Raw genomic sequence first — 23883 nt, 5'->3', positions numbered from 1 at the left:
GATAGCCTATCTTGTTTACACTGACGTTGAAGTGAGAGCATGGTTTATATAACGGTGCTCTCTGAAAAAGAGAATAAAATGAGTAAAGACATTCATGACAGCCGAATTCTGATTTTAGATTTTGGTTCTCAATACACACAACTAATCGCTCGCCGTGTTCGTGAAATCGGTGTTTACTGTGAACTTTGGGCTTGGGATGTAACTGAAGAGCAAATTAAAGAGTTTGCGCCAACCGGTATTATTTTAGCTGGTGGTCCAGAGTCTGTAACCGAAGCAAACTCGCCACGTGCGCCTGAATATGTATTTAGCGCAGGCGTACCTGTACTAGGTATTTGTTACGGCATGCAAACCATGGCTGAACAACTTGGCGGTGGTGTACAAAGCTCAGAACACAAAGAGTTTGGTTATGCAGCAGTAGAGGTTATCGCTCAGTCTTCATTATTCAAAAACATTGAAGATGCGGTTAACGCAGAAGGTAACGCCACATTAGATGTATGGATGAGCCACGGTGATAAAGTATCGGCAATTCCAGCTGGCTTTACGACGATCGCGCAAACACCAAGCTGTGCTTATGCGGCAATGGCTAATGAAGAAAAGCAATTCTATGGTGTACAGTTCCATCCAGAAGTAACGCACACCAAACAAGGCATGCGTATTCTTGAGCACTTTGTTGTTGATATCTGTCAATGTGAGAAACTTTGGACATCGGCGTCAATCATCGAAGATGCGATAGCCAAAATTAAAGAGCAAGTTGGTGATGACGAAGTTGTTCTAGGTTTATCAGGCGGTGTTGATTCATCGGTTGTAGCGATGCTAATTCACCGCGCCATTGGCGACAAGCTTACGTGTGTATTCGTTGATAACGGTTTACTTCGTCTAAACGAAGGCCAGCAAGTTATGGACATGTTTGGCGACCACTTTGGCCTAAACATTGTTCATGTGAAGGCGGAACAACGTTTCTTAGATCGTCTTGAAGGTGAAGCGGATCCTGAAGCGAAGCGTAAGATCATCGGTAACGTATTTGTTGATGTGTTCGATGAAGAAGCTAGCAAGCTTAAGAATGCTAAGTGGTTAGCACAAGGCACAATTTACCCAGATGTTATCGAATCAGCAGCATCAAAAACAGGTAAGGCGCATGTTATCAAGTCACATCACAACGTAGGTGGCCTGCCTGAAGATATGGAACTTGGCTTAATTGAACCACTACGTGAACTATTCAAAGATGAAGTTCGCAAAATTGGTTTAGAACTTGGTTTACCATACGACATGCTATACCGTCACCCGTTCCCAGGTCCAGGCCTTGGTGTTCGTATTCTAGGTGAAGTGAAAAAAGAATACGCTGACTTACTGCGCCGTGCTGATGCGATCTTCATCGAAGAGCTACACAAGCACGATCTATACAACAAAGTAAGCCAAGCATTTACCGTATTCTTACCAGTTCGCTCTGTAGGTGTTATGGGCGACGGTCGTAAATACGACTGGGTTGTGTCATTACGTGCGGTTGAAACTATCGATTTCATGACAGCGCATTGGGCTCACTTACCATACGATTTCCTAGGTTTGGTATCGAACCGCATCATTAACGAAATCGACGGTATTTCACGTGTTGTTTACGATATCTCTGGTAAGCCTCCAGCGACTATCGAGTGGGAATAATCCTACTCATTATTGCCCGTAATTAAGCAATAAATAAAAGCCCGTAAGTGTTGAACTTAACGGGCTTTTTTAGCGCCCTTGGCTCGTCATAATTTATGACAGCCATAACCAATTGGGGCTCACTTACTATACGATTTCCTAGGTTTGGTATCGAACCGCATCATTAACGAAATCGACGGTATTTCTCGTGTTGTTTACGATATCTCTGGTAAGCCACCAGCGACAATCGAGTGGGAATAGTCCTACTCATTATTGCCCGTAATTAAGCCATAAATAAAAGCCCGTAAGTGTTGAACTTAACGGGCTTTTTTAGCGCCCTTGGCTCGTCATAATTTATGACAGCCATAACCAATTGGGGCTCACTTACTATACGATTTCCTAGGTTTGGTATCGAACCGCATCATTAACGAAATCGACGGTATTTCTCGTGTTGTTTACGATATCTCTGGTAAGCCACCAGCGACAATCGAGTGGGAATAATCCTACTCATTATTGCCCGTAATTAAGCGATAAATAAAAGCCCGTAAGTATTGAACTTAACGGGCTTTTTTTGTGCCCTTGGCTCGTCATAACTTATGACCGCCATAACCAATAGGGGCTCACTTACCATATGATTTCCTAGGTTTGGTATCGAACCGCATCATTAACGAAATCGACGGTATTTCACGTGTTGTTTACGATATCTCTGGTAAGCCTCCAGCGACAATCGAGTGGGAATAATCCTACTCATTATTGCCCGTAATTAAGCGATAAATAAAAGCCCGTAAGTATTGAACTTAACGGGCTTTTTTGTGTTTGCTATTTACTAAGCTAGGTTGGCTGAGAAGCACTATTAATCGATGACTTCCAGCGCTTTTTTCTTAGCTTCTTTTTTCGCTTTTTCCTTTGCCTTTTCTTTGATCTCTTTGGTTATATCGTCCATTTCAGCTTCTGCTTGCGCTGTCGCTTCTTCTTCGACAGCTTTGACTTCACCTTCTACTGCTTTGGCTTCTTCAGCTGTCTTTTCTGCTACTTTTTCTTTAGCTTTTTCCTCAGCTTTAGCCGCTTTCTTCTCGGCATTTTCCGCAACGCGCTCTTTGGCTTTTTCACTGGCTTGCTCTGGTAGTTTCTTATCTAGAGGTGGTGCAGCAAAGCTTTGGTTTGATATGACCAGCAGTAGTGCTGTCGACAATGATAGTGCTAATTTTTTCATATTACATTCTCCAATGTTTTTATTTATCCCTTTCAAGTTAGACTAATTTTTCAATTTGTCAGGGATTTTGCTGGTAATAACTGTGATCTAGTGAGAGCTTGATATGGAAAACAGCGGCATTATCAAAGCTTGGTGGGTAAAGAGTCTACGGGGAGTTGGTTTATGTAACCTTAGGGACTGGGGCAACAAGCAATTGTGCAAGATACCCCATATATTTCTATTGGCTACAGAGCGTATTTGACAGATATCTGCAGCCTATTCATGTCACCATCATCACCGTTTTCTAATTCGCGGTTAGCAAATATATATTCAGTGCCCACCGTAAACGACTTTGCCGGCTCAAACACCAAGTTGACATGTAAGCTCTTGGAACTTTGGCTGACATAATGACCGGTTAAATTCGGATCGTTGTCGGCCTCAAGAAATGAGTAACTAATGGTAGATCGAGTTGTGTCTGTCCAAAAATGCCGATACGCCAGTAATCCGCCAAAACTGTCTATGGTTTCGATATTGTGGTTCGTATCAAGTACCCCGTCACTAATCAGCGCAAGACCAATATAGCGCCCCATGCCTGACCCGTACGTTCCCATAAAGCGAATATCGTCTTTGCTACCAACCTTTAGCTTGCCGCTAACACTGATACCAAACGCAGTGGCAGTGTCATCGATTAAGTCATTATCTGCTTTTAATTGGCGCATCAGGCCTGCTAACGACATTTGCCCCCAATCTTCGCTGATGTTATATCTTGCGACGACATCGGGTAAGACACTTTCATCATAAGCACTTCTCCCGGCACCTTGATAATTATGGATGAGGCTTTCTGGGTTTTCTAAGGCAAATTGCCAGTTACCGTGGGTGTAGCGTACCTGTGATTGGCGAACAAATACCGAACCATCGGCAGGGCCTAGAAAATCGATAGATTCTGGTAAAGCGCCAACGTTTTGAAAGGTCGACCAAGTTTGGCCGACTAACCAGTTGTTATAGGAGACAAATGCATGTCTAAGTCGAGGTGAATAACTATTTGATACTAACTCGTTACCACCTGCCGTGCCGAGCAAATCAAACTCTAAAAAGGTTTTAATTTTAGCGCCATCGACATCACTTGTGGTACCAAAATTAAAACGACTGGAGCGAGCATGGGTATCAAATGAGGTTGCACTATCACCAGCGTTAACAGGAATCGTCGAAGGGACATAGAATTGACGACCAATACTATTAGAAGCAATTGCACCGTCAGATGTTTCTGTCCAAAAGGAGTCTATTTTAATATACCCACCAAAGGTAAAGGTTGTATCTTTTAATGTGTCATTAAGGGTGACCGCAGCCGATGCTGTCGTTGTTTGAGTTAAAGCAATAAATACCGCAATGCCAATCTTCGATTTGAGCTTATTCATGGTTATGATGTTCCTCGTGTAGCGCAAATAATTGTTGTTATGACGGATAAACTTGGGCTTGATTGAGGTACTCTTTAAAGTACTAACTATCGTGCCCGTTGTTTATACATATCGCCGGGGTTATTCTTCAAGCGTACTTAAATCGCCTTCGTCTTGGCCTAATGCTCGTGCCTTTAAAACGCGACGCATGATTTTTCCAGAGCGTGTTTTGGGTAAAGTGTCGACAAAGGTTACCGACTCAGGCGTTGCTATTGGCCCCATCTCTTTACCTACATGGGCTTTAAGTTGCTGTGCCAGTTCTTTATTGCCTTCAACGCCGTCATTTAAAATGACATAGGTATGAATAGCATTACCCTTTAATTCATGGGGTAAACCAATGGCGGCTGCTTCGCTAACGAGCGAGTGGCTGACTAAAGCACTTTCGATTTCAGCGGTACCAAGGCGATAACCACTGACTTTTAATACTTCATCCATCCGGCCGATAACCCATATGTATCCATCTTCATCAACTTTAGCGCTATCGCCGGCCATATATCGCCATTGACCGTTGTGTTGTTGCCAGTAAAGATCGGCATAGCGTTGATCGTCTTTAAAAATGGTGCGAGCCATGCCTGGCCAAGGGTTGTCGATAACCAATTTTCCTTCTTCGTTAGCAGCGACTGGATGTCCGTCGTCATCGACAACAGTAATTTCATTACCAAAGAAAGGTTTTGTAGCCGAGCCTGGTTTTAATGGCGTCACAGGAAGTGGACAAATCATGCAACCACCGGTCTCGGTTTGCCACCAAGTATCGATAATAGGACAGTTACTGTCGCCGATAACCTCGTGGTACCACTTCCAGGCTTCTGGGTTAATGGGTTCACCAACGCTACCAAGCAATCGCAAGCTAGATAGATCGTGTTTCTTAGGCCAGCGATCGCCAAAGCGCATTAAGCCACGAATCGCCGTTGGTGAGGTATATAAAATATTGATGCCGTATTTTTCAATGATTTGCCACCAACGGTTAGGATAAGGGTAGTTCGGCGCACCTTCATAGAGCATGATGGTGGCACCATTGATGAGTGGTCCGTATACAATGTAGCTATGACCGGTGATCCAGCCTGGATCTGCAGCACACCACCATCGGTCTTCAGGTTTAATATCAAACGCCATTCGGTGTGTGGTTGAGGTGTAAACAGAATAACCACCGTGGGTATGTAGCATGCCTTTCGGCTTGCCGGTGGTCCCTGAGGTGTAAAGTATAAATAACGGATCTTCTGCATCAAGTTGTTCTGTTTCGCAAACAGGAGAGGCAATAGGGAGGGTTTGTAAGTCGTGATACCAAAAGTCACGTGTGGGCTCCATGTCCACATCCATACTGTTGTTTTTGACACAAATACATACTTCAATGCTTGGTGTGCGTTTCATCGCCTCATCGGCAATCGGTTTGAGAGCAACTTGTTTACCGCGACGCCAGCTGCCATCGGCGGTTATCAATACCCGAGATTGAGCATCATCAATTCGCGAAGCAAGCGCATCGGTGCTAAAACCACCGTATACCACACTGTGTACCGCGCCGATTTTGGCACAAGCGAGCATAGCAAAAATGAGTTCAGGAATTTGCGGCATGTAAATGGTTACCACATCACCTTTTTCAACCCCCATGCTTTTTAATATGCTGGCAAATTGTGACACGAGACGGTTTAAGCCGTTATAGGAGTAATTGCGCACTTCACCATGCTCACTCTCCCAAATAATGGCCATTTTATTGCGATTCGCTGTCGCAACGTGGCGATCTATTGCATTTAAGACGATGTTGGTTTTAGCACCTGCGAACCACTTATAAAATGGCGCATTTGATTCATCTAGAACCTTATCCCAAGGCTGATACCAATCGAGGGTGTGTGCTTGCTCAGCCCAAAATGCTTCACGGTTAGTTATTGAAAAATCATATAAAGCGTCATATTCCTCAACGTTCGCTTGTTGCACGACGTCTTGGCTTGGATGAAAAAAAACATTTTGATCTGGGTTTGTCATTGTTAACTCCATCAATGTTTGCAGTTTTGTGGTGATTACCAATGGTATTGGTTACATGGTCGATGAATTACAAAATAGCTCTTGATGACAAGGAGTTAAATTAGACCTTGGTCTAAGATTGCGACAATATCTAACGCGTTAATAACGCAAAAAGTGTGATAACGGGGTGTCTTTGTTTTGCGGCGAATCACAGACTTGTGCCATAAATAATTCAGCAGTGGCTAGTGCATCGCTCAGTGCATTGTGAGCGTGATGCTTTGGTAGTTGGTAGCGTGCTCTTAAATTCATTAAACGCAGTTGTGATGGATCGTAGCTGATATCGCGCATATCAAATCGGCGTTTTGCTATGAGCATGGTATCAATGGTGGCAAATATCGGCGCAAAGCCAAAATAATGTATACAGGCCTGTTTTAAAAAGCGTAATTCAATGGTGGCGAAATGCACCAGTAACACCTTGCCTGCGAGCACGTTTAGCAGCGTTGCTAATGCTTGCTTTGCACTGATGCCGTCTTGCATTTGTTGGTCGGTAATATGGTGCACAATAACATTGTCACTATTAAGGTCTTTATCTTGTTTTATGATGTAATGTGATGCACTCGCAACATCAATTTGCCAGTGTTGAAGGTTAACGTGCCCAATACTTAATATATTGTCTTGGCGTGGGTTGAGGCCTGTTGTTTCAAAATCAAGTGACACAATGGGCACATCAACAATCGCTAATTTAGGGCTCGGTAATGGCACCGAAAGGTAATCTTGCACAGGGCCGGCAGGCGCGCGTTGTAATAAATACTCACGATGGCTGTTGTAATGGCTGCAATGAAAGTGAAGCCACCTGAAAAAATCGTGTCGCCATAACGTTGGGTTATTAAAGGAGTACTTCATAGCTTACCCGTATGCACTTTGCCGCACATCTTGCAGCGACTGGACGATTTTAAATGCGTGTTTTAAATGATCGCGCTCAAGACGAGAGAGCTTCTTTGGATTTAGGTAGTTATCGGCTGGTTGGTGTAATTCGAGCTGTGTCATTTGATGTTCAAGCCGTAACATGCCCATAAACTCAAACGCATCGATTAAATCATCCGCTGATTTTTGGGTTAGTGATACACTGCCGGCGATTGCGTTTAATCGTTCGATAGTGCCAACCTCTGCAACGCCTTCGGCAAGCGCGTAAATTCTCGCCAAATCAACAATCGGCGCTAATCCTTTATGTTTTAAATCAAGGGTGTTTTTGTTATTGCCATCTTTTTCCAAGACAAAATCCCGAAAAAAACCAAGTGGCGGGCGGTGCAAGAGTGCATTTTTACTCAAATGTGCAAGAAACAAGGTGTTGACCTGAGTGCGTTGTAACATCTGTGAGCGCACATCGTGAAGTAACTCAGCATCGCCATATACTAACGCCATATCAAAAAATACACTGCAGTTTAACAAGGCTTTAGGATCCGGTGTTTCGATCCACTGCTGAAAATATTGATGCCAAACGCTACTTGGTTGTCGCCATTGTGGGTTGGTTGCCATGATATGCCCTGGGCAATAAACAATACCGCAGGCATTTAAGCCATCACAAACAAACTCCGCCAACGCTTTAAACCATGCATCATCGCTAGGTTGAATATCGTCAGCAATGATCAAGGCATTATCTTGATCAGAGTGAGCTCCTTGCTCACGGCGCGCTTGTGAGCCTGCTGCGATCCAGGCATAGCGACAAGGTGGGCTGCCGAGTGTTTGCTCTGCCATTTCAATTAATCGACACGTTAAGGTATTGGCTATCGCACTAATGGTTTTACCAACATGGGATGCCGTGGTGCCCATTTTCGTCATCTTCAGTTGCAGTTGAGGTATCAGTTTGCTGGCATCAATTAATTCATCGAGTGATTGTGCATGATGCAGCCTTGCACTGACGTTAATGGCATTACGTTGCTCTTGGCGCATTAAATCTGCCGCCGATAACATACCACAGAGCTTTCCTTGCGCCATGACTGGTAAGTGGTGTACTTGCTTTGCTGACATTTGCTGCAGCGCATCAAATGCATTGGCTTGATGGTCAATAGTAAGCAATTGCTCAGTCATGATGCTACCTATCGCGCTATCTGGATTTAACTTGTTAGCCAAGCAGCGATTACGCAAGTCTTTATCGGTAACAATGCCGACAAGTTGCTCTTGATTGGTGATCAATAAAGACGAAAAACCATGTTCGGCCATGGTTTTCGCCGCTTGGGTAATGCTGGTGTTAATGTCCACGCTAACCGCTGGAGCATTATAAAAATCGGCGATAGTTTGGTTCATTAAGGTTGCGTTGACGATGGCATCGTTACTTATTTGTTTTACCTTGTGTTTTAGCTTTTGCGCTGATGACTCAAGGAAATAACGCAACACAAACTTGTTGTTATGCAACTGCTCAGCTAAATCAGGCCAATGGATGACATACAATAAGCAATCTTCCGCCGCTATGATTTGACTCTTGCTATGCTTTTCTCGCTCTTTGGGGTCACTCTGATTGGTTAATTGGCAGCTACATAATGCTGTGCATATATCACCCTCACCATACTTACCTAGCAGTAGCTTATTAGCTGATTCGATTTGCCAGTGGTTGATGGCACCTTTACGAATAATAAACAGGTTATCGTTGTTAAAATCGTCTTGGCATAATTTTTCGCCCGCGCGGATGTAAGTGATCTTGATCAGCTTAACAAGACCTTGCTTTTGCTGATTGTCGAGTGCTGAAAACGGCTCTGTTTGGCTTATAAAGTCGATAAGGTCCGTTACATCATTATCCATGGCTATCTACCTGTTTAGGTTATGTGTTGCTGCTTATTATTAAAAATTCATCGACAGCTAAAATCAACAAATAGCAGGTCATTATAGACTAAAGTTTAATACCCCCCGACCGGTTTAGTTGCTAATTTGATAAACGACTTATTGTGATGTGTGTGATAACACATCAATTTAGTAGAGTTCGCCACAATTGATTTATGTAATTGAATATAAACAAATAACTCAAAAAAGGGGTGTTTCGTGGAATCAATCAGCTCATATTGGCAGGAAAACCTGCGCCTGATCCTGATTTGCTTAGGGATTTGGTTTGTTGTCTCGTTTGGCTTTGGTTTGTTATTGGTTGAACAGTTAAATGTGATTACCATAGGCGGCTATAAACTGGGATTCTGGTTTGCACAACAAGGCTCCATTTATACCTTTGTCGCACTGATCTTTTGGTATGGCAAAAAGATGAATGATCTTGATAAAAAATACGGTGTAGGAGAAGAAAAATAATGGATGAATTAAAACTCTATACCTATATTGCCGTTTTTGGCTCGTTTGCCATGTACTTTGCCATTGCTTGGTGGGCAAGAGCGAGTTCAACCAGTGATTTTTATGTTGCTGGTGGTGGTGTAGGACCCATACAAAACGGTATGGCAATAGGCGCAGACTGGATGAGCGCCGCGTCGTTCATTTCGATGGCAGGCATGATAGCTTTCTTAGGTTATGGTGGTTCGGTCTTTTTAATGGGCTGGACTGGCGGCTATGTATTGCTAGCGATGCTACTCGCGCCATATATGCGTAAACACGGCAAGTTTACCGTCCCTGAATTTATTTCCGATAGATATTACTCAAAAACAGCTCGGGTTGTTGCGGTTATTTGTTTAATTATCGCGTCTTTGACTTACATTATCGGTCAAATGAAAGGCGTTGGAGTCGCCTTCTCTCGCTTTTTAGAAGTGGACTACGGTGTCGGTTTGGGCATTGGTATGGGCGTTGTCTGGGTTTATGCGGTATTAGGTGGCATGAAGGGCATTACCTATACACAAATCGCCCAATATTGTGTGCTTATTTTTGCCTACACCATTCCTGCGGTATTCATTTCATTTCAATTAACCGGTAACCCTATTCCACAACTTGGTTTGGGTTCTACGCTCGCTGATGGTAGTGGCGTGTACTTACTCGATAAGTTAGATATGGTGGTAACTGACCTTGGCTTTAAAGAGTACACAACGTCAAAAATGGGCAGTAGCCTGAATATGGTTGCGTACACTATGTCACTGATGATCGGTACTGCTGGTTTGCCACACGTTATTATGCGATTTTTTACCGTACCAAGTGTTAAAGCCGCTCGTGCATCAGCCGGTTGGGCACTCATTTTCATCGCATTACTTTACACGGTAGCACCTGCGGTTGGAGCAATGGCGCGATTAAATCTGATGAGTACCATTGAACCGGTTAAAGGCGAGCATTTAGTTTACGATGAGCGTCCGCAGTGGTTTAAAAATTGGGAAACAACAGGTCTACTGAAATTCGAAGACAAAAACAATGATGGTAAAGTGCAGTATGTAGCAGATAATGAACAAAATGAAATGGTTAAAGTTGACCGTGACATTATGGTTTTGGCTAACCCTGCAATCGCAAATTTACCTAACTGGGTTATCGCATTGGTCGCAGCAGGTGGTCTTGCCGCAGCGCTATCGACGGCTGCCGGTTTATTGTTGGCGATTTCCTCATCCGTCTCCCATGATTTAATGAAAGGGGTCTTAACCCCAGATATGTCAGAGCGAAGTGAGCTTAGGTGGGGACGAATTGTTATGACCATCTCCATCCTTATTTCCGGATATTTGGGGCTTAATCCACCTGGCTTTGCCGCAGGGACGGTTGCATTGGCCTTCGGCCTGGCAGCAAGCTCATTATTCCCGGCATTAATGATGGGCATTTTCTCCAAGAAAATGAGCGGTAAGGCGGCTGTTTGGGGCATGATTGCTGGTATCGGCGTAACCATGCTGTATGTATTCCAGCACAAAGGCATCATGTTTATCTCGGGTACCTCGTTTTTAGGTGGCTTAGACGAAAACTGGTTCTTTGGTATATCTCCTAATGCCTTTGGTGTTGTTGGTGCCATTGTTAACTTTACGGTAGCCTTTATTATCTTGAAAGTAACCGGACCTGCACCGAAAGAAATCCAAAACCTAGTGGAATCGTTTAGGATTCCATCGGGAGCAGGCGCCGCTCACAACCACTAGTCGTGTTATAGGGCTTCAATCGTGAAGCCCTTTTCTTATCAAATAACCGAATTGTAACACTAGGTTATTGCCCGTTGTTGCGATACAGTGACTATAGAAACCGTAAGTTTAGCAAACGAAATTTTGTGATAAAAATATGAATAGACACACAAAAGTGGCAATTTTTATTGCCCCGTTCCTACTACTAGGTGGCTATATTGCTGCTGATTATTGGGCCAAACATACAAAAGGTGGCGGTGTGTATCAATTAACACCAGAGCCGGGTTGTGATGTGGTAGGCGACGCGTGCTTACTGCAAAGTGGCGATCTAAAAATCAAGCTGACCCAACAAGCGAACCTGACAAAAATTAATACGACCTTTGCCATGGACGAACTTACCTTAATGGTGGTGAAAAGCGGTGAGGTTACTCGCGTATTTCCTATGCAAATGCAAGACTCTCCCTTTTATTGGCAAAGCGAAACACATTTGCCAGTGGAACAAGATGATAAAGCCATGGTTACACTACGCTTAGTCGCAGTCTCGCAAGGCGATAATTACATTAGCGAATTTAAAAGTGTTGGCGCAATAAAATAGCGCGTGGATGAATAACAACAATAGGCAGGGTATATGTTTGAAGATTGGGTGTTGTTGCTGGTTAGTTTAGGGTATACCGGTTTTCTGTTTGTAGTTGCGCTAGCTGGTCATAAATTTCATGCTCGTATCTCATCTAAAAACCATGCTTTAATTTACGCGCTATCGCTCGGTGTATATTGTACGTCTTGGAGTTTCCTTGGTACGACTGCACAAGCGGCGGACAATATCCTGTCCCATATCCCTATCTATCTTGGCCCCATTTTACTCTTTATATTTGCTTGGCCAGTGATTACCCGTCTTATCAAAACCAGTTTAAAACTCAATCTCACATCGATAGCAGATTTACTTGCCTCGCGTTTTGGCAAATCTCCGCAATTAGCCGTGCTCGTCACCATGGTGACTCTCATTGGTACCTTGCCTTATATTGCTTTGCAAATTAAAGCGATTGTTAACAGCTTTCAGCTATTGGTGGTTAAGGAGCATTTCAGTAACTGGCAAATAGGTTTGGCGGTTAGCGCGATATTGGTTGGTTTTACTATTGTATTTGGTATTCGCAGTATTAATGTCACCGAGCGACACCCAGGCGTGATGTTGGCAATTGCGTTTGAGTCGGTTGTTAAATTAATCGCCTTAACATTGGTTGGAATTTTTGTTTGCTTTTGGTTATATGACTCTCCACTGCAGTTGTTTGAGCAGGCGGCGACATCCGTTGACCTATCTACTGCAACAACACTGCCAAGTTTAACCTCGATGTTTGGCTTGTTAGTGATTGTTATGGCTGCGTTTTTGGTGCTACCTCGACAATTTCAGGTGATGATTGTTGAGCTAAAAGATATTCGTCATATTAGTTTAGCGCGAACAATGTTTCCCTTGTACTTACTGGCGTTTGCTCTGTTGGCGATACCGCTAGGTGTTGCAGGCGTTCATGTATTGGGTGATATGGCACCAAGAGACGCATACGTTTTATTATTACCGAGTGCTAATCAACTAGGTTGGCTAACGCTGCTTGCTTTTGTTGGCGCCATATCTGCTGCGAGCTCGATGGTCATCATCTGTACTATGGCGCTAAGTACCATGCTCAGTAATGAAGTGGTCTTTCCTAGACTTTTTAAGCAACAAAGCAAAGTAGTCGGTGACTTCACTCATTTTAAGTGGCAAATGTTGAGGGTGCGTAAGCTGTTAGCACTATTCATTATTGCCTTAAGCTATGTGGTGTTTTTACTGACGACTGCCGACACGTTGTCGACGCTGGGTGAAATCGCATTTGGCGCCGTAGCGCAGTTAATGCCGGCCTTGTTAGCTGCTTTTTATTGGCGCAATGCCAATCTTATTGGTGTGTATAGTGGCATCAGTATCGGCTTTATGATGTGGTTTGTTCTTAACTTGTTGCCTGCGTTTGGGTTGTATCCGAGTATTTTTGAAAACAATTTAGTACCGGCGACAACGATGGCAACGCTGTTGAGTTTAACGGTTAATGTGCTGGTGTTATGGTGGTTTTCACAGCTTACACGACCGACTGTGCGTGAGCGAATTCAAGCCCAATATTTTATCCCTCAAAATGTTTCACAACCTTATCACAGCCATGCTAGCCGTATGTTGGCGATGGAAGAGTTACAAGCGCTTGTCGCCTCTTTTTTAGGCGAAGATAAAGCAGAAAAGAGCTTTGCCCAGTTTTTGCGCTGCAACCCTAAAGACAGCATGGCCATAGCTCAGTTTAATGAGCGGCTTTTACAACATACGGAAAAAGTATTATCCGGGGTGATGGGAGCAAGTTCGGCGCAGTTAGTCTTATCTTCCGCGATGGATGGTCGAGATATCGATCTTAATGACATTGCTTTTTTGGTTGAGCAAGCGTTATCTGAAAAACGAGAATACAGTTTAGACTTGTTGACCAGTGCCATCGAAAACGCCAGTGAAGGTATGTCGATTATTGATGAAAACCTTAACCTTGTTGCTTGGAATCAAAAGTATATTGAGCTGTTTGATTATCCAGATACCTTATTAGTTCGAGGGCAGTCGATAGAATCATTAATCCGCTATAACGCCCAAAGAGGATTGTTTGGTAGCGAGGATATTGAGCATAAAATCAATAAACGTATTGATTATTTGCAAGCGGGCAGCTCACACCAATCGGTGCGTGAACTGGCAAATGGAAAAACTATCCGTTTACAGGGCAATCCATTACCGGGTGGTGGTTTTGTGATGATTTTCACCGACATCACTGCGTATCGGCACGTCGAAAAAATCTTAACGGAAAAGAATCTCGATTTAGAAGGTATTGTGAAACAACACACTCGTTCGTTGGCAGAGTCCAATAGAGCGTTAGCCAAGGCGAATGACTTGGCGGCGAAAACCAGCCGAGAGAAAAGCCAATATTTAAAAGCCTGCTCACATGACTTAATGCAACCACTTGAAGCAGCAAAACTGTTCGCATCGGCATTATCTGAAGCCAATCAGTTGACCGACTGGCAACGTCAGCAAGTGAATAATATTGAAAATGCGCTAGCTGTTGCGAATGATTTATTGGCGTCGCTTGGCGAGATTGCCCGTATCGAAAGCGGTAAAATTAAAGCGCAAAATCGTCGCTTCAATTTGCAAGCATTAGCAAATGATTTAATTGATGAATACAAGTTGCTTGCGGGGAAGTATCACGTCGAGTTTCGTGTCGTTAACATGAGCTTTTGGCTTGATTCCGACATAAAACTGGTGCGTCGCGTATTACAAAACTTTATTGGCAATGCGTTTCGGTACGCGGCGAATGGTAAAGTGCTACTCGGTTGTCGCAAACGAGGGCAGCAACTTGAGATTCAAGTTATCGACGATGGCCCAGGGGTTGCAAAAGACAAACAGCAATTTATTTTCGAACAATTTACCCAACTGCATACAGACAGTTGTAGCGGCGCTGCGGGGTTGGGGCTTGGCCTTAATATAGCGAAAAGCTTGTCGACGATTATAGGAGGGCAAATTGGCGTTAAGTCGACTCAACAAAAAGGCAGCACCTTCTATTTACGTATGCCACTAGCGGATGAATTACCGCAAGTGCAACCGTTGCCGATAAGGAAAACATCGGGGACGTTAAACGGCCTGACGATACTGTGTATTGATAATGAAGAAATGGTGCTCAGTGGCTTGGATAGTTTATTAAAAGTATGGGGTGTGAAAACAATTTTAGCTGGTGGGTATCATCAAGGTATGCAGATGTTTGATAAACACGCTCACGATATTGATATGGTGATTGCGGATTATCATTTAGAAAATGAACACACTGGCTTAGCGTTGCTGTCGTCGATTGAGCAATCAGCAGGGCACAAAATTCCATGCATTTTAATCACTGCGAATACCGATCCTGAACTACCAGCGAAAGCGCAACAATTAGGCTTTGGCTTTTTAGCTAAAATGGTTAAACCGGCAGCATTGCGAGCGATGATAAACGCGCAGTTATCTCAAGGGTTACAAGGAATATACGGTTAAGGTAAACCCTGAAATTTAGCTAATCAGTTTATCTGGCAGTAAATCTGCGCTTAGAGCAAAGTGTCACGATAACCGAACTATAAATCGGCACTAAACAGCAAATAAGCAATTATTCACTAAAGTGATGCTCTAGTTGCAAGTGGCTTATAGCTATGACAGCTTGGGTACGATTGCGCACTTTAAGTTTTTTAAAAATGGCTGTGGCATGTGCTTTTATTGTTGCTTCCGAGACATGTAAATCATAGGCGATTTGCTTGTTGAGCATACCATCAGCAAACATTCTTAATACTTTGTATTGCTGACTTGTTAAGCTTGCTAAGCGCTCGGCAATGTCATCATGAGAGTGACTGACTTGATTGCCTTGAGGTAACCATACTTCACCTTGCATTACGCAATTAATGGCAGCAAACATTTCTTCCGGTGGTGTGGATTTAGGAATGTAACCCGATGCACCATAATCAATTGCTTTGGCGATTGTTTCATCATCTTCAAATGCTGAAATAATGACAACGGGGATATGAGCAAACTCACTACGAATACGAATTAAGGTGTTAAAGCCGTGAGCGTTGGGCATATCAAGATCTAATAGCAATAAATCGGAATCTGTGTGCTGTTGCAGAGCACCCTCTAACTGGTCGGCATGCTCGGCTTGTATCCAATTCACTTGCGGCATTTTATTGCTGAGCACACCAAGCAGGGCTTGGCGAAATAACGGGTGATCGTCGGCAATTATAATCTTTTCTGCTTGTATCATTTGTGCATCCATGAGGGCCAACTGTTAATGTTATTTGCAAGTTATGACTGCTTATCGTTTGCCCAATGCTTACCACTTTATTACAGGGTGATGCACAATTCGAGTGTTTTTTATATAAAAATCAGTGGCTTTTGTAATGCGCTGAGAGCGTGTAGGCTAGGCTTGCTGGATAGGCCTGTCATACAGTAAAAAGCCAAGAGTCCTAATGGATATTAAAACTCTTGGCTTCGTTATTGTCGTTAGGCTTGTTGAATGTGCAGTAATTCGTCAGCCATGACAAAATCCAAAATACCTAAGGCAGCCTTGCGGCCTTCATCGATAGCGGTGACGACAAGATCTGAGCCTCGTACCATATCACCACCCGCGAAGATGTTTTGCTTGGTCGTTTGCATCGCAAATGCACTATTGTCACAAGCAATTACTCGGCCTTTGCTGTCGGTTTCAACACCCGCGTCAAGCATCCATTTAGGCGGGCTAGGTAGAAAACCAAAAGCAATAATGACAGCATCAGCTTCTTTGATGAATTCACTGCCTGCGATTGGCTCTGGACTGCGACGGCCATTGGCATCCGCTTCACCAAGTTTGGTTTTTACAAACTCAACGCCAATGGCATTACCAGCAGCATCGATAGCGATATCGAGAGGCTGTAAATTAAATTGAAAATTTACCCCCTCTTCTTTTGCGTTTTGTACTTCACGTGGTGAGCCAGGCATATTGGCTTCATCGCGTCGATAAGCACACGTGACTTCGCTTGCTCCTTGTCGAATAGCGGTACGCACACAATCCATAGCGGTATCACCGCCCCCTAGTACCACGACTTTTTTATCTTTAAAGTTGGTGTAAGGTTTGACGTTATCGGTTAAGCCCATGGTATGTTGGGTATTGGCAATCAGGTAATCTAAGGCGTTGTAAACACCGTTGGCTTGCTCATTGGCAAAACCACCGGTCATATCCGTGTATGTTCCAAGAGCTAAAAATACCGCGTCGTATTGGTCGCTAATCTCGCTAAAGCTGATGTCTTTACCGACATCGGTGTTTAATTTAAAGGTAATTCCCATGCCTTCAAAGATTTTACGACGTCTAACGACCACCTCTTTTTCTAATTTAAAGCTCGGAATACCAAAGGTCAGTAGGCCACCAATTTCAGCTTGCTTGTCATAAACCGTTACCTTTACGCCGTTGCGGGTGAGCACATCCGCACATGCTAGGCCTGCAGGGCCTGCGCCAATAACAGCAACCGTCTTACCGGTATCGACGACATGACTCAAGTCAGGCGTCCAACCCATGGCAAATGCGCTATCGGTAATAAACTTTTCAATATTACCTATGGTGACAGCACCAAATTCATCATTTAATGTGCACGCCGACTCACATAACCTGTCTTGAGGACAAACTCGGCCACACATTTCAGGTAACGAGTTCGTTTGATGGCACAATTCAGCCGCTTCTAATATTTTACCTTCAGTGACCAGCTCTAGCCATTGTGGAATATAATTATGGACAGGGCACTTCCACTCACAATAAGGATTACCACAGTCTAAGCAACGATCCGCTTGGCCGGCACTTTGCTCATTACTTAGCGGCTGATAGATTTCCACAAAGTTAGCTTTGCGTACATCAATCGCTTTCTTTGGCGGATCAATTCTTTTTACATCAATAAATTGATAAACATTCTTACTCATAACACAATCCTATTGATTACTGCGCTTGCACTCTAAGCTCTGCAGCGCTGCGACTGCGATGACCTAGCAGGGTTTTTACATCCGTTGCGGTTGGCTTAACCAACTTGAATTTTGTTGCAAACTCAGCAAAATTTTCGAGAATGTAAGCCGCTCTTGGGCTACCCGTTTCTTCTAAGTGGTGATTGATAATACCGCGCAGATGCTCTTGATGAATGGTTAACGATTGCAAATCAACGATCTCTATCGACTCGCCATTGAGACGACTTTGTAGATCGTTCTGTTCGTCAAGCACGTAGGCAAAACCACCGGTCATGCCCGCGCCAAAATTAAGGCCGACATCACCTAAGAAGGTAACAACACCGCCGGTCATATATTCACAGGCATGATCGCCGGCACCTTCAACGATGGCATGACATCCTGAGTTGCGAACGGCAAAACGTTCACCAGCGCGCCCCGCGGCGTAGAGCTTACCACCGGTAGCACCGTACAAGCAGGTGTTCCCCATAATCGGCGTTAAATGCGTTTGGTAGGTAACGCCTTTAGGCGGCATAACGGCAACGATGCCACCAGCCATACCTTTACCAACATAATCGTTGGCATCACCGGTTAAGCGGATATGCAAACCTCCGGCGTTAAAGCAGGCAAAGCTTTGACCTGCCGTACCGGTTAAATTCAACTGAATCGGGTGGCTAGCCATGCCTTGATCGCCGTGCTGACGAGCGATCTCACCTGAGATTAGCGCGCCAACGCTACGATCGGTATTTTGCACATTAAAGTAATATTCGCCGCCGCTTTTCTCTGTAATAGCCTCGCTAACTTGAGCAAGAATATTATTGTTTAACACCGCTTTATCAAATGGCTCGTTTTTCTCTGTTTGATACAGCGCCGTGTGTTTACTTGGTTTTACCGCAGCCAGAATAGGAGATAGATCTAACTTTTGCTGTTTACTGGTAAGCCCTGGTAATTGTTCAAGTAAATCTGTTCTACCGATCAGTTCTTGCAATGAGGCGACGCCGAGTTTGGCTAACAACTCACGAACTTCTTCAGCAATAAATTTAAAGTAGTTCATCACTTGCTCTGGCAAGCCTTTGAAATACTCGTCACGTAATAACTGATCTTGCGTTGCAACACCTGTCGCGCAGTTGTTTAAGTGACAAATACGCAGGAACTTACAACCAAGCGCCACCATAGGCGCAGTACCAAAACCAAAGCTTTCGGCACCTAAAATAGCCGCTTTGATGATATCAACACCGGTTTTTAAGCCACCATCAACCTGCAGGCGAACTTTGTGACGCAGTTCATTATCAACCAGAGATTGATGTGCTTCCGCAAGACCAAGCTCCCATGGACAGCCTGCGTACTTAACTGATGTTAATGGGCTGGCACCGGTACCGCCATCGTAGCCAGAAATGGTAATGAAGTCGGCATAGGCTTTCGCAACACCCGAGGCAATGGTGCCAACACCAGGACCCGACACTAATTTTACCGAGACGATACAGCTTGGGTTAACTTGTTTTAAGTCAAAAATTAGCTGCGCTAAATCTTCAATCGAGTAAATATCATGATGCGGTGGTGGCGAAATGAGCGTAACTCCTGGCACCGAAAAACGCAGTTTGGCGATTAACGGGGTGACTTTATCACCAGGTAGTTGACCACCTTCACCAGGTTTAGCCCCTTGCGCAATTTTGATTTGTAACACATCAGCATTGACTAAGTAGTGAGGCGTCACGCCAAAGCGCCCTGAAGCTATTTGCTTAATGCGCGAGTTACGAACCGTACCAAAACGGCTGGCATCTTCACCGCCTTCACCTGAGTTAGAAAAACCTCCTAAGCGGTTCATTGCTATGGCTAACGCTTCATGTGCTTCGGGGCTTAGTGCACCGATACTCATAGCTGCACTGTCGAAGCGTTGAAACATAGCTTCAGCGGCTTCTACTTTATCCAGTTTTATACTTTCTTGATCTTCTTTTAATGCCAGTAGATCGCGTATCGTTGCCGGTTGACGCTCATTGACAGCTTTGGCGAATACTTTATACGCTTGATAATCTCCCGTTTGTACAGCGCGCTGTAAGCTTGATACCACATCAGGATTAAAGCAATGATACTCTTCACCATGTACGTATTTTAATAAGCCACCGTGACTGATTTTTTGATGTGGTAACCATGCACGGCGTGCTAGGTTAATCGCATCTTGCTGTAGATCGTCAAAATTACTGCCTTGAATACGACTTGGGATGCCCTCAAAGCATAACTGCATGATATCTTGATTGAGACCAACCACTTCGAATAAGCCGGCGCAACGATAACTGGCAATAGATGAGATGCCCATTTTTGACAGGATCTTTAATAAGCCTTTATTAATCGCATTACGATAGTTGGTTAATGCTTGTTTTGGATGAAGGTCTAATTGTCCTTTTTCGACTAACGTTTCAATGGTTTCATACGCTAAGAATGGATATATCGCGGTTGCACCAAGTCCTAATAAAACAGCAAAGTGATGTGGATCACGAGCGCTTGCTGTTTCGACAACGATATTTGAATCGCAACGTAGGTTCTCATCAATCAGGCGCTTTTGTACTGCACCGACGGCCATTGCTGCAGGGATAGGTAATGTATCTTTACTTACTTTACGGTCACTTAAAATAAGAATAACGACGCGTTGTTCACGCACTAACTGTGTTGCTTGGTCGCATACCCGTAATAGGGCGTTTTCTAAACCTTCAGCGGGATGATAATTTAGCGAAATGGTCTCACACCGATAATGTTCGTCATCAAGTTCACGTAACTGTTTTATACCGGTATACATCATTATTGGCGTTTCAAACAATACCCGATCAGCAAGGCCTGTTGTTTCATTAAAAACATTATGTTCGCGGCCAATACACGTAGCTAAGCTCATCACGTAACGTTCGCGTAGCGGGTCTATGGGCGGGTTAGTCACTTGCGCGAATTGCTGACGAAAGTAATCATAAAGCGTTCGCGATTTGCTAGATAATACCGCCATTGGCGTATCATCACCCATTGAGCCTGTTGCTTCTTGAGCATTTTCTGCCATCACCTTGATGACTTGATTAATTTCCTCATAGGAATAATTAAACAGCTTGTGATAGCAGGCCATTTCCGCATCGCTAAACACGCGTTTGCCGGCTAGTTCGGCGGTTAACTTTTCAAATGGCACCAAACGGCGACTATTGTTGTCTAGCCATTTTCGATATGGGTGGCGTGATTTGAGTTCGTTGTCGATATCACTCGACTTAAATAAGGTGCCCGTATAGGTGTCGACACTGAGCATTTCACCTGGACCGACGCGGCCTTTTTCAATGACTTCATCTTCACCATAGTCCCAAATGCCTATTTCTGAAGCTAAGGTGATAAAGCCGTCACGAGTACGAACATAACGAGCTGGGCGCAAGCCGTTGCGGTCAAGATTACAAGCAACGTGGCGACCATTGGTCATAACGATACCCGCTGGACCATCCCAAGGCTCCATATGCATCGAGTTAAACTCGTAAAAAGCACGCAAGTCGTCATCCATAGTACCGTTATTCTGCCACGCCGGTGGCATTAACAAGCGCATGCCTCGATACAGATCCATGCCACCAGCAAGGAATAATTCCAGCATGTTATCTAACGATGATGAATCAGAGCCACTTTCATTAACAAATGGTGCGGCATCTTTAAGATCAGGGATTAATGGCGTTTTAAATTTATACGTTCGGGCTTTGGCCCATTGGCGATTGCCACGAATGGTATTTATCTCACCGTTATGAGCTAAATAACGAAATGGCTGTGCTAAATGCCACTGCGGTGAGGTATTCGTTGAAAAACGTTGGTGAAAGACACAAATTGCTGATTGCATGCGAATGTCAGCAAGATCTAAATAAAAGTTTGGTAGATCTTTTGGCATCACCAGGCCTTTGTAGATGGTCACCAAGCAAGACAGGCTGGCAACGTAAAAGCGTTTGTCATTGATACGCTTCTCGGCACGTCGGCGCGCCATGAATAAGCGTCGCTCAAAATCTTGACTGCGCCAACCTGACGGACAATTAATAAACACTTGTTCAATGGCGGGTAGGTTACCTTTGGCGATAGGACCAAGCACATTAATATCGGTCGGTACTTTTCGCCAACCAACCACATCAAGAGTCTCTTCGGTCAACTCGTGTTCTAGAATTTGTTTACTAATTAGCGCTTCGTCGGGATTAGGGCTAAGAAAAATCATACCGACAGCATACTTACTGCTCAGTTTCCAATGATTGTCTGCAGCAATCTCTTGGAAAAAACTGTCAGGTTTTTGCATAAGTAAGCCACAGCCATCACCTGTTTTGCCATCGGCAGCGATGCCACCGCGATGTTGCATTCTATCCAGAGCGGCAATAGCGGTTTTTATTAATTTATGACTCGGTTCGCCTTCTTGGTGAGCGATAAGGCCAAATCCGCAATTATCTTTTTGGAAATTGCGATCATAAAGTTGCATGCAATAACTCCTGTATTCATGTAGATGAATAATTTGCTAACAACGCGGATAAATAAGAATAAAAAATGAATAAATATCGCGTTTTTTCATAGGGGAACTTCTAAAGATATAGGGATGATATACAAAGGTCAATACTAATTAGAGTTATTGCTCTTGATGATTGGTTTACATTTACGGGTGCTGTGTTGATGTTTTGTTAACATTCGTGTTGGTGTGGCGAGCAGTTTTAACAGAAAGTAATGGCTGTTTATGCTGCACAGGTGAGCGCAAGCTGATACCTGATATGAAATAGGGGGAGTTTGGCTAGGGTCAGTAATGAAACTTGCGATAGAAACAAAAAAGCCAAATTCGAACGATTATCGAATTTGGCTCTACACAATATGCTGATTAATCGCAATATTGGTTGCGTTGCACCGTTATGGTTGGTAACCGCCAGCGATACCTTTGGTGGTTACCGCTACCGCATCATGCGCATGTAATGATTCAAGATGGTTAATTTTAACCCAAAAATCATCATAGCCATCGATTAAGTTCATTGCGTGTTGTACGCGACGAGCGGCATCTTCACAGAACATTAGGTTTTGACCATTGAGGCGGGCAAATTCTTGCTCGTCTTCACGTTTTACTGCTGATTGCACCGGTGTCTGCAGCGCAGCTTCAACGGTATCGACGATATCGGTAATTGGAAACGAGTCTACTTGCGAGTTAAGTTTTACTTTAATTTCAGCAATCGAACGTTGTGAATGCGGCGTCGCAACAATACCTTCAGTAGTGCCCAGCCATGCGTGAACATCTTCATTGTCCACCTGAGCTTGACCAGCAAATTTATCAGCAAACGATTTTTGAATTAGTTGACGTGCTAGAGCTGCTGAACACGGACAAGTCGATGAATAGGCGATATCGATAGATAGCTCAATATCTAATACGCCTTTTTCTAACTTACCGATAATGGCAGCTGGGTATACACGCCAACCTTTCTTACCACTTAATAACGCTTCGCGACGGATTGGATAATCAAAGGCAAACTTAACGTAGGCGGTATCACTTAAGTCTTCATGCGAAGTAATGAAGTCGTTTAATAACGACACCAGTGACGGGTAGTTTAGGACACTATTACTGGCAAGATCATCCAACGCCAAATACAAACGAGACATATGAATGCCTTTGGCTTTTGGCTGCGTTAAGTTAACAAATGCGTCAATATGCGCATTAATGACGCGCTCAGCTTCATCTTTCGCCGCTAACATGATAGGCATTTCAATATTACCCATGCCCACTCTGTCGAGTGTGCCTTCGGTTTGTGCCGCTGTTTGATTAGCGATATCTGGCATTGATGTTGGCATTATTTATCAGTTTCCTATTACAACGTTATTACTGAACATGTCGAATGATTTCAGGGCGCATATTCTAGCGAAAAATTGCCCATTTTTTTACTCTTTTTTGTGAATTTACGGAAAAACACGTAATTACTGGTAAATATCGTGTAAGTTGTTGTTTACACATAGAGCCTAATGGCAAGATATTTAGCAAAGTCTAGCCAATATAATTGGCAGTTCACACTATATGGCGTTGAAATATTGGCTTTCAAGAGTGGCTAAGTAGATATTTTCTGGCCATTTTCTCAGGATGTTTGGTTATTGTTATTATGGTGTGGCGTTTATGTC

General features: G+C 43.8%; 14 protein-coding genes and 3 pseudogenes. 8 read left to right on the top strand and 9 right to left on the bottom strand.

Annotation, left to right across the window (positions count from 1 at the left end):
• Nucleotides 1-78: 78 nt before the first annotated feature.
• The 4 genes and pseudogenes from guaA to ACAX20_RS12440 form a co-directional block, all read left to right on the top strand.
• A complete protein-coding gene (gene guaA, locus ACAX20_RS12455; protein WP_371189653.1) occupies nucleotides 79-1656 on the top strand; it encodes a glutamine-hydrolyzing GMP synthase in 1578 nt (525 codons plus the stop codon).
• Nucleotides 1657-1773: 117 nt separating this feature from the next.
• Nucleotides 1774-1896: pseudogene (locus ACAX20_RS12450) on the top strand (hypothetical protein); the annotation flags it as partial.
• Between the two features lie 117 nt (nucleotides 1897-2013).
• Nucleotides 2014-2136, top strand: a pseudogene (locus tag ACAX20_RS12445) (hypothetical protein); the annotation flags it as partial.
• Nucleotides 2137-2253: 117 nt separating this feature from the next.
• Nucleotides 2254-2376, top strand: a pseudogene (locus ACAX20_RS12440) (hypothetical protein); the annotation flags it as partial.
• 112 nt (nucleotides 2377-2488) lie between these two features.
• Here the strand turns inward: ACAX20_RS12440 and ACAX20_RS12435 are convergent.
• From ACAX20_RS12435 to ACAX20_RS12415, 5 genes are all read right to left on the bottom strand, one after another.
• Nucleotides 2489-2848, bottom strand: a complete 360-nt coding sequence (locus ACAX20_RS12435) for a hypothetical protein (RefSeq protein ID WP_371186647.1) — start codon at nucleotides 2846-2848, stop codon at nucleotides 2489-2491.
• A gap of 224 nt (nucleotides 2849-3072) precedes the next feature.
• Entirely contained in the window at nucleotides 3073-4242 is a 1170-nt protein-coding gene (locus ACAX20_RS12430) for a DcaP family trimeric outer membrane transporter (protein WP_371186645.1), read from the bottom strand.
• Nucleotides 4243-4362: 120 nt separating this feature from the next.
• Entirely contained in the window at nucleotides 4363-6258 is a 1896-nt protein-coding gene (gene acs, locus ACAX20_RS12425; protein ID WP_371186644.1) for an acetate--CoA ligase, read from the bottom strand.
• Nucleotides 6259-6396: 138 nt separating this feature from the next.
• Nucleotides 6397-7017 (bottom strand): exonuclease domain-containing protein, encoded by a 621-nt coding sequence (locus ACAX20_RS12420; protein ID WP_371186642.1) that lies wholly within the window; start codon nucleotides 7015-7017, stop codon nucleotides 6397-6399.
• Nucleotides 7018-7143: 126 nt separating this feature from the next.
• Entirely contained in the window at nucleotides 7144-9033 is a 1890-nt protein-coding gene (locus ACAX20_RS12415) for a putative nucleotidyltransferase substrate binding domain-containing protein (protein ID WP_371186640.1), read from the bottom strand.
• A 237-nt stretch (nucleotides 9034-9270) separates the two neighbouring features.
• On the opposite strand from ACAX20_RS12415, the gene ACAX20_RS12410 reads away from it, so the two are divergent.
• The 4 genes from ACAX20_RS12410 (at nucleotide 9271) to ACAX20_RS12395 (ending at nucleotide 15306) form a co-directional block, all read left to right on the top strand.
• Nucleotides 9271-9525, top strand: coding sequence for a DUF4212 domain-containing protein (locus tag ACAX20_RS12410; protein WP_371186638.1), 255 nt, complete (start codon nucleotides 9271-9273; stop codon nucleotides 9523-9525).
• Nucleotides 9525-11261 carry a sodium:solute symporter family protein gene (locus ACAX20_RS12405; protein WP_371186636.1) on the top strand — a complete coding sequence of 579 codons (1737 nt, stop codon included), beginning with the start codon at nucleotides 9525-9527 and terminating at the stop codon, nucleotides 11259-11261. The genes ACAX20_RS12410 and ACAX20_RS12405 overlap by 1 nt, the downstream gene beginning before the upstream one ends.
• Nucleotides 11262-11397: 136 nt before the next feature.
• Nucleotides 11398-11835 (top strand): hypothetical protein, encoded by a 438-nt coding sequence (locus ACAX20_RS12400; RefSeq protein ID WP_371186634.1) that lies wholly within the window; start codon nucleotides 11398-11400, stop codon nucleotides 11833-11835.
• 33 nt (nucleotides 11836-11868) lie between these two features.
• Nucleotides 11869-15306, top strand: a complete 3438-nt coding sequence (locus ACAX20_RS12395; RefSeq protein WP_371186632.1) for a PAS-domain containing protein — start codon at nucleotides 11869-11871, stop codon at nucleotides 15304-15306.
• Between the two features lie 109 nt (nucleotides 15307-15415).
• Here the strand turns inward: ACAX20_RS12395 and ACAX20_RS12390 are convergent, their stop codons facing one another.
• From ACAX20_RS12390 to folE2, 4 genes are all read right to left on the bottom strand, one after another.
• On the bottom strand, nucleotides 15416-16060 hold the full coding sequence (locus ACAX20_RS12390; protein WP_371186629.1) for a response regulator: 645 nt from the start codon (nucleotides 16058-16060) through the stop codon (nucleotides 15416-15418).
• Between the two features lie 239 nt (nucleotides 16061-16299).
• Nucleotides 16300-17742 carry an FAD-dependent oxidoreductase gene (locus ACAX20_RS12385; protein WP_371186627.1) on the bottom strand — a complete coding sequence of 481 codons (1443 nt, stop codon included), beginning with the start codon at nucleotides 17740-17742 and terminating at the stop codon, nucleotides 16300-16302.
• Between the two features lie 16 nt (nucleotides 17743-17758).
• Complete coding sequence (gene gltB, locus ACAX20_RS12380) at nucleotides 17759-22219, bottom strand: glutamate synthase large subunit (protein WP_371186625.1); 4461 nt, start codon at nucleotides 22217-22219, stop codon at nucleotides 17759-17761.
• A gap of 416 nt (nucleotides 22220-22635) precedes the next feature.
• Complete coding sequence (gene folE2 / locus ACAX20_RS12375) at nucleotides 22636-23562, bottom strand: GTP cyclohydrolase FolE2 (protein ID WP_371186623.1); 927 nt, start codon at nucleotides 23560-23562, stop codon at nucleotides 22636-22638.
• Between the last annotated feature and the right edge of the window lie 321 nt (nucleotides 23563-23883).

It is taken from the genome of Thalassotalea sp. Sam97, assembly GCF_041379765.1.
GTDB classification, from domain to species: domain Bacteria; phylum Pseudomonadota; class Gammaproteobacteria; order Enterobacterales; family Alteromonadaceae; genus Thalassotalea_A; species Thalassotalea_A maritima.
This window is presented reverse-complemented; position numbering and strand designations above follow the sequence as displayed.

Coding starts and splice junctions, on each gene's coding strand:
- guaA (WP_371189653.1), top strand. CDS start 79: ATGAGTAAAGACATTCATGACAGCCGAATTCTGATTTTAGATTTTGGT.
- ACAX20_RS12435 (WP_371186647.1), bottom strand. CDS start 2,848: ATGAAAAAATTAGCACTATCATTGTCGACAGCACTACTGCTGGTCATA.
- ACAX20_RS12430 (WP_371186645.1), bottom strand. CDS start 4,242: ATGAATAAGCTCAAATCGAAGATTGGCATTGCGGTATTTATTGCTTTA.
- acs (WP_371186644.1), bottom strand. CDS start 6,258: ATGACAAACCCAGATCAAAATGTTTTTTTTCATCCAAGCCAAGACGTC.
- ACAX20_RS12415 (WP_371186640.1), bottom strand. CDS start 9,033: ATGGATAATGATGTAACGGACCTTATCGACTTTATAAGCCAAACAGAG.
- ACAX20_RS12405 (WP_371186636.1), top strand. CDS start 9,525: ATGGATGAATTAAAACTCTATACCTATATTGCCGTTTTTGGCTCGTTT.
- ACAX20_RS12400 (WP_371186634.1), top strand. CDS start 11,398: ATGAATAGACACACAAAAGTGGCAATTTTTATTGCCCCGTTCCTACTA.
- ACAX20_RS12395 (WP_371186632.1), top strand. CDS start 11,869: ATGTTTGAAGATTGGGTGTTGTTGCTGGTTAGTTTAGGGTATACCGGT.
- ACAX20_RS12390 (WP_371186629.1), bottom strand. CDS start 16,060: ATGATACAAGCAGAAAAGATTATAATTGCCGACGATCACCCGTTATTT.
- ACAX20_RS12385 (WP_371186627.1), bottom strand. CDS start 17,742: ATGAGTAAGAATGTTTATCAATTTATTGATGTAAAAAGAATTGATCCG.
- gltB (WP_371186625.1), bottom strand. CDS start 22,219: ATGCAACTTTATGATCGCAATTTCCAAAAAGATAATTGCGGATTTGGC.
- folE2 (WP_371186623.1), bottom strand. CDS start 23,562: ATGCCAACATCAATGCCAGATATCGCTAATCAAACAGCGGCACAAACC.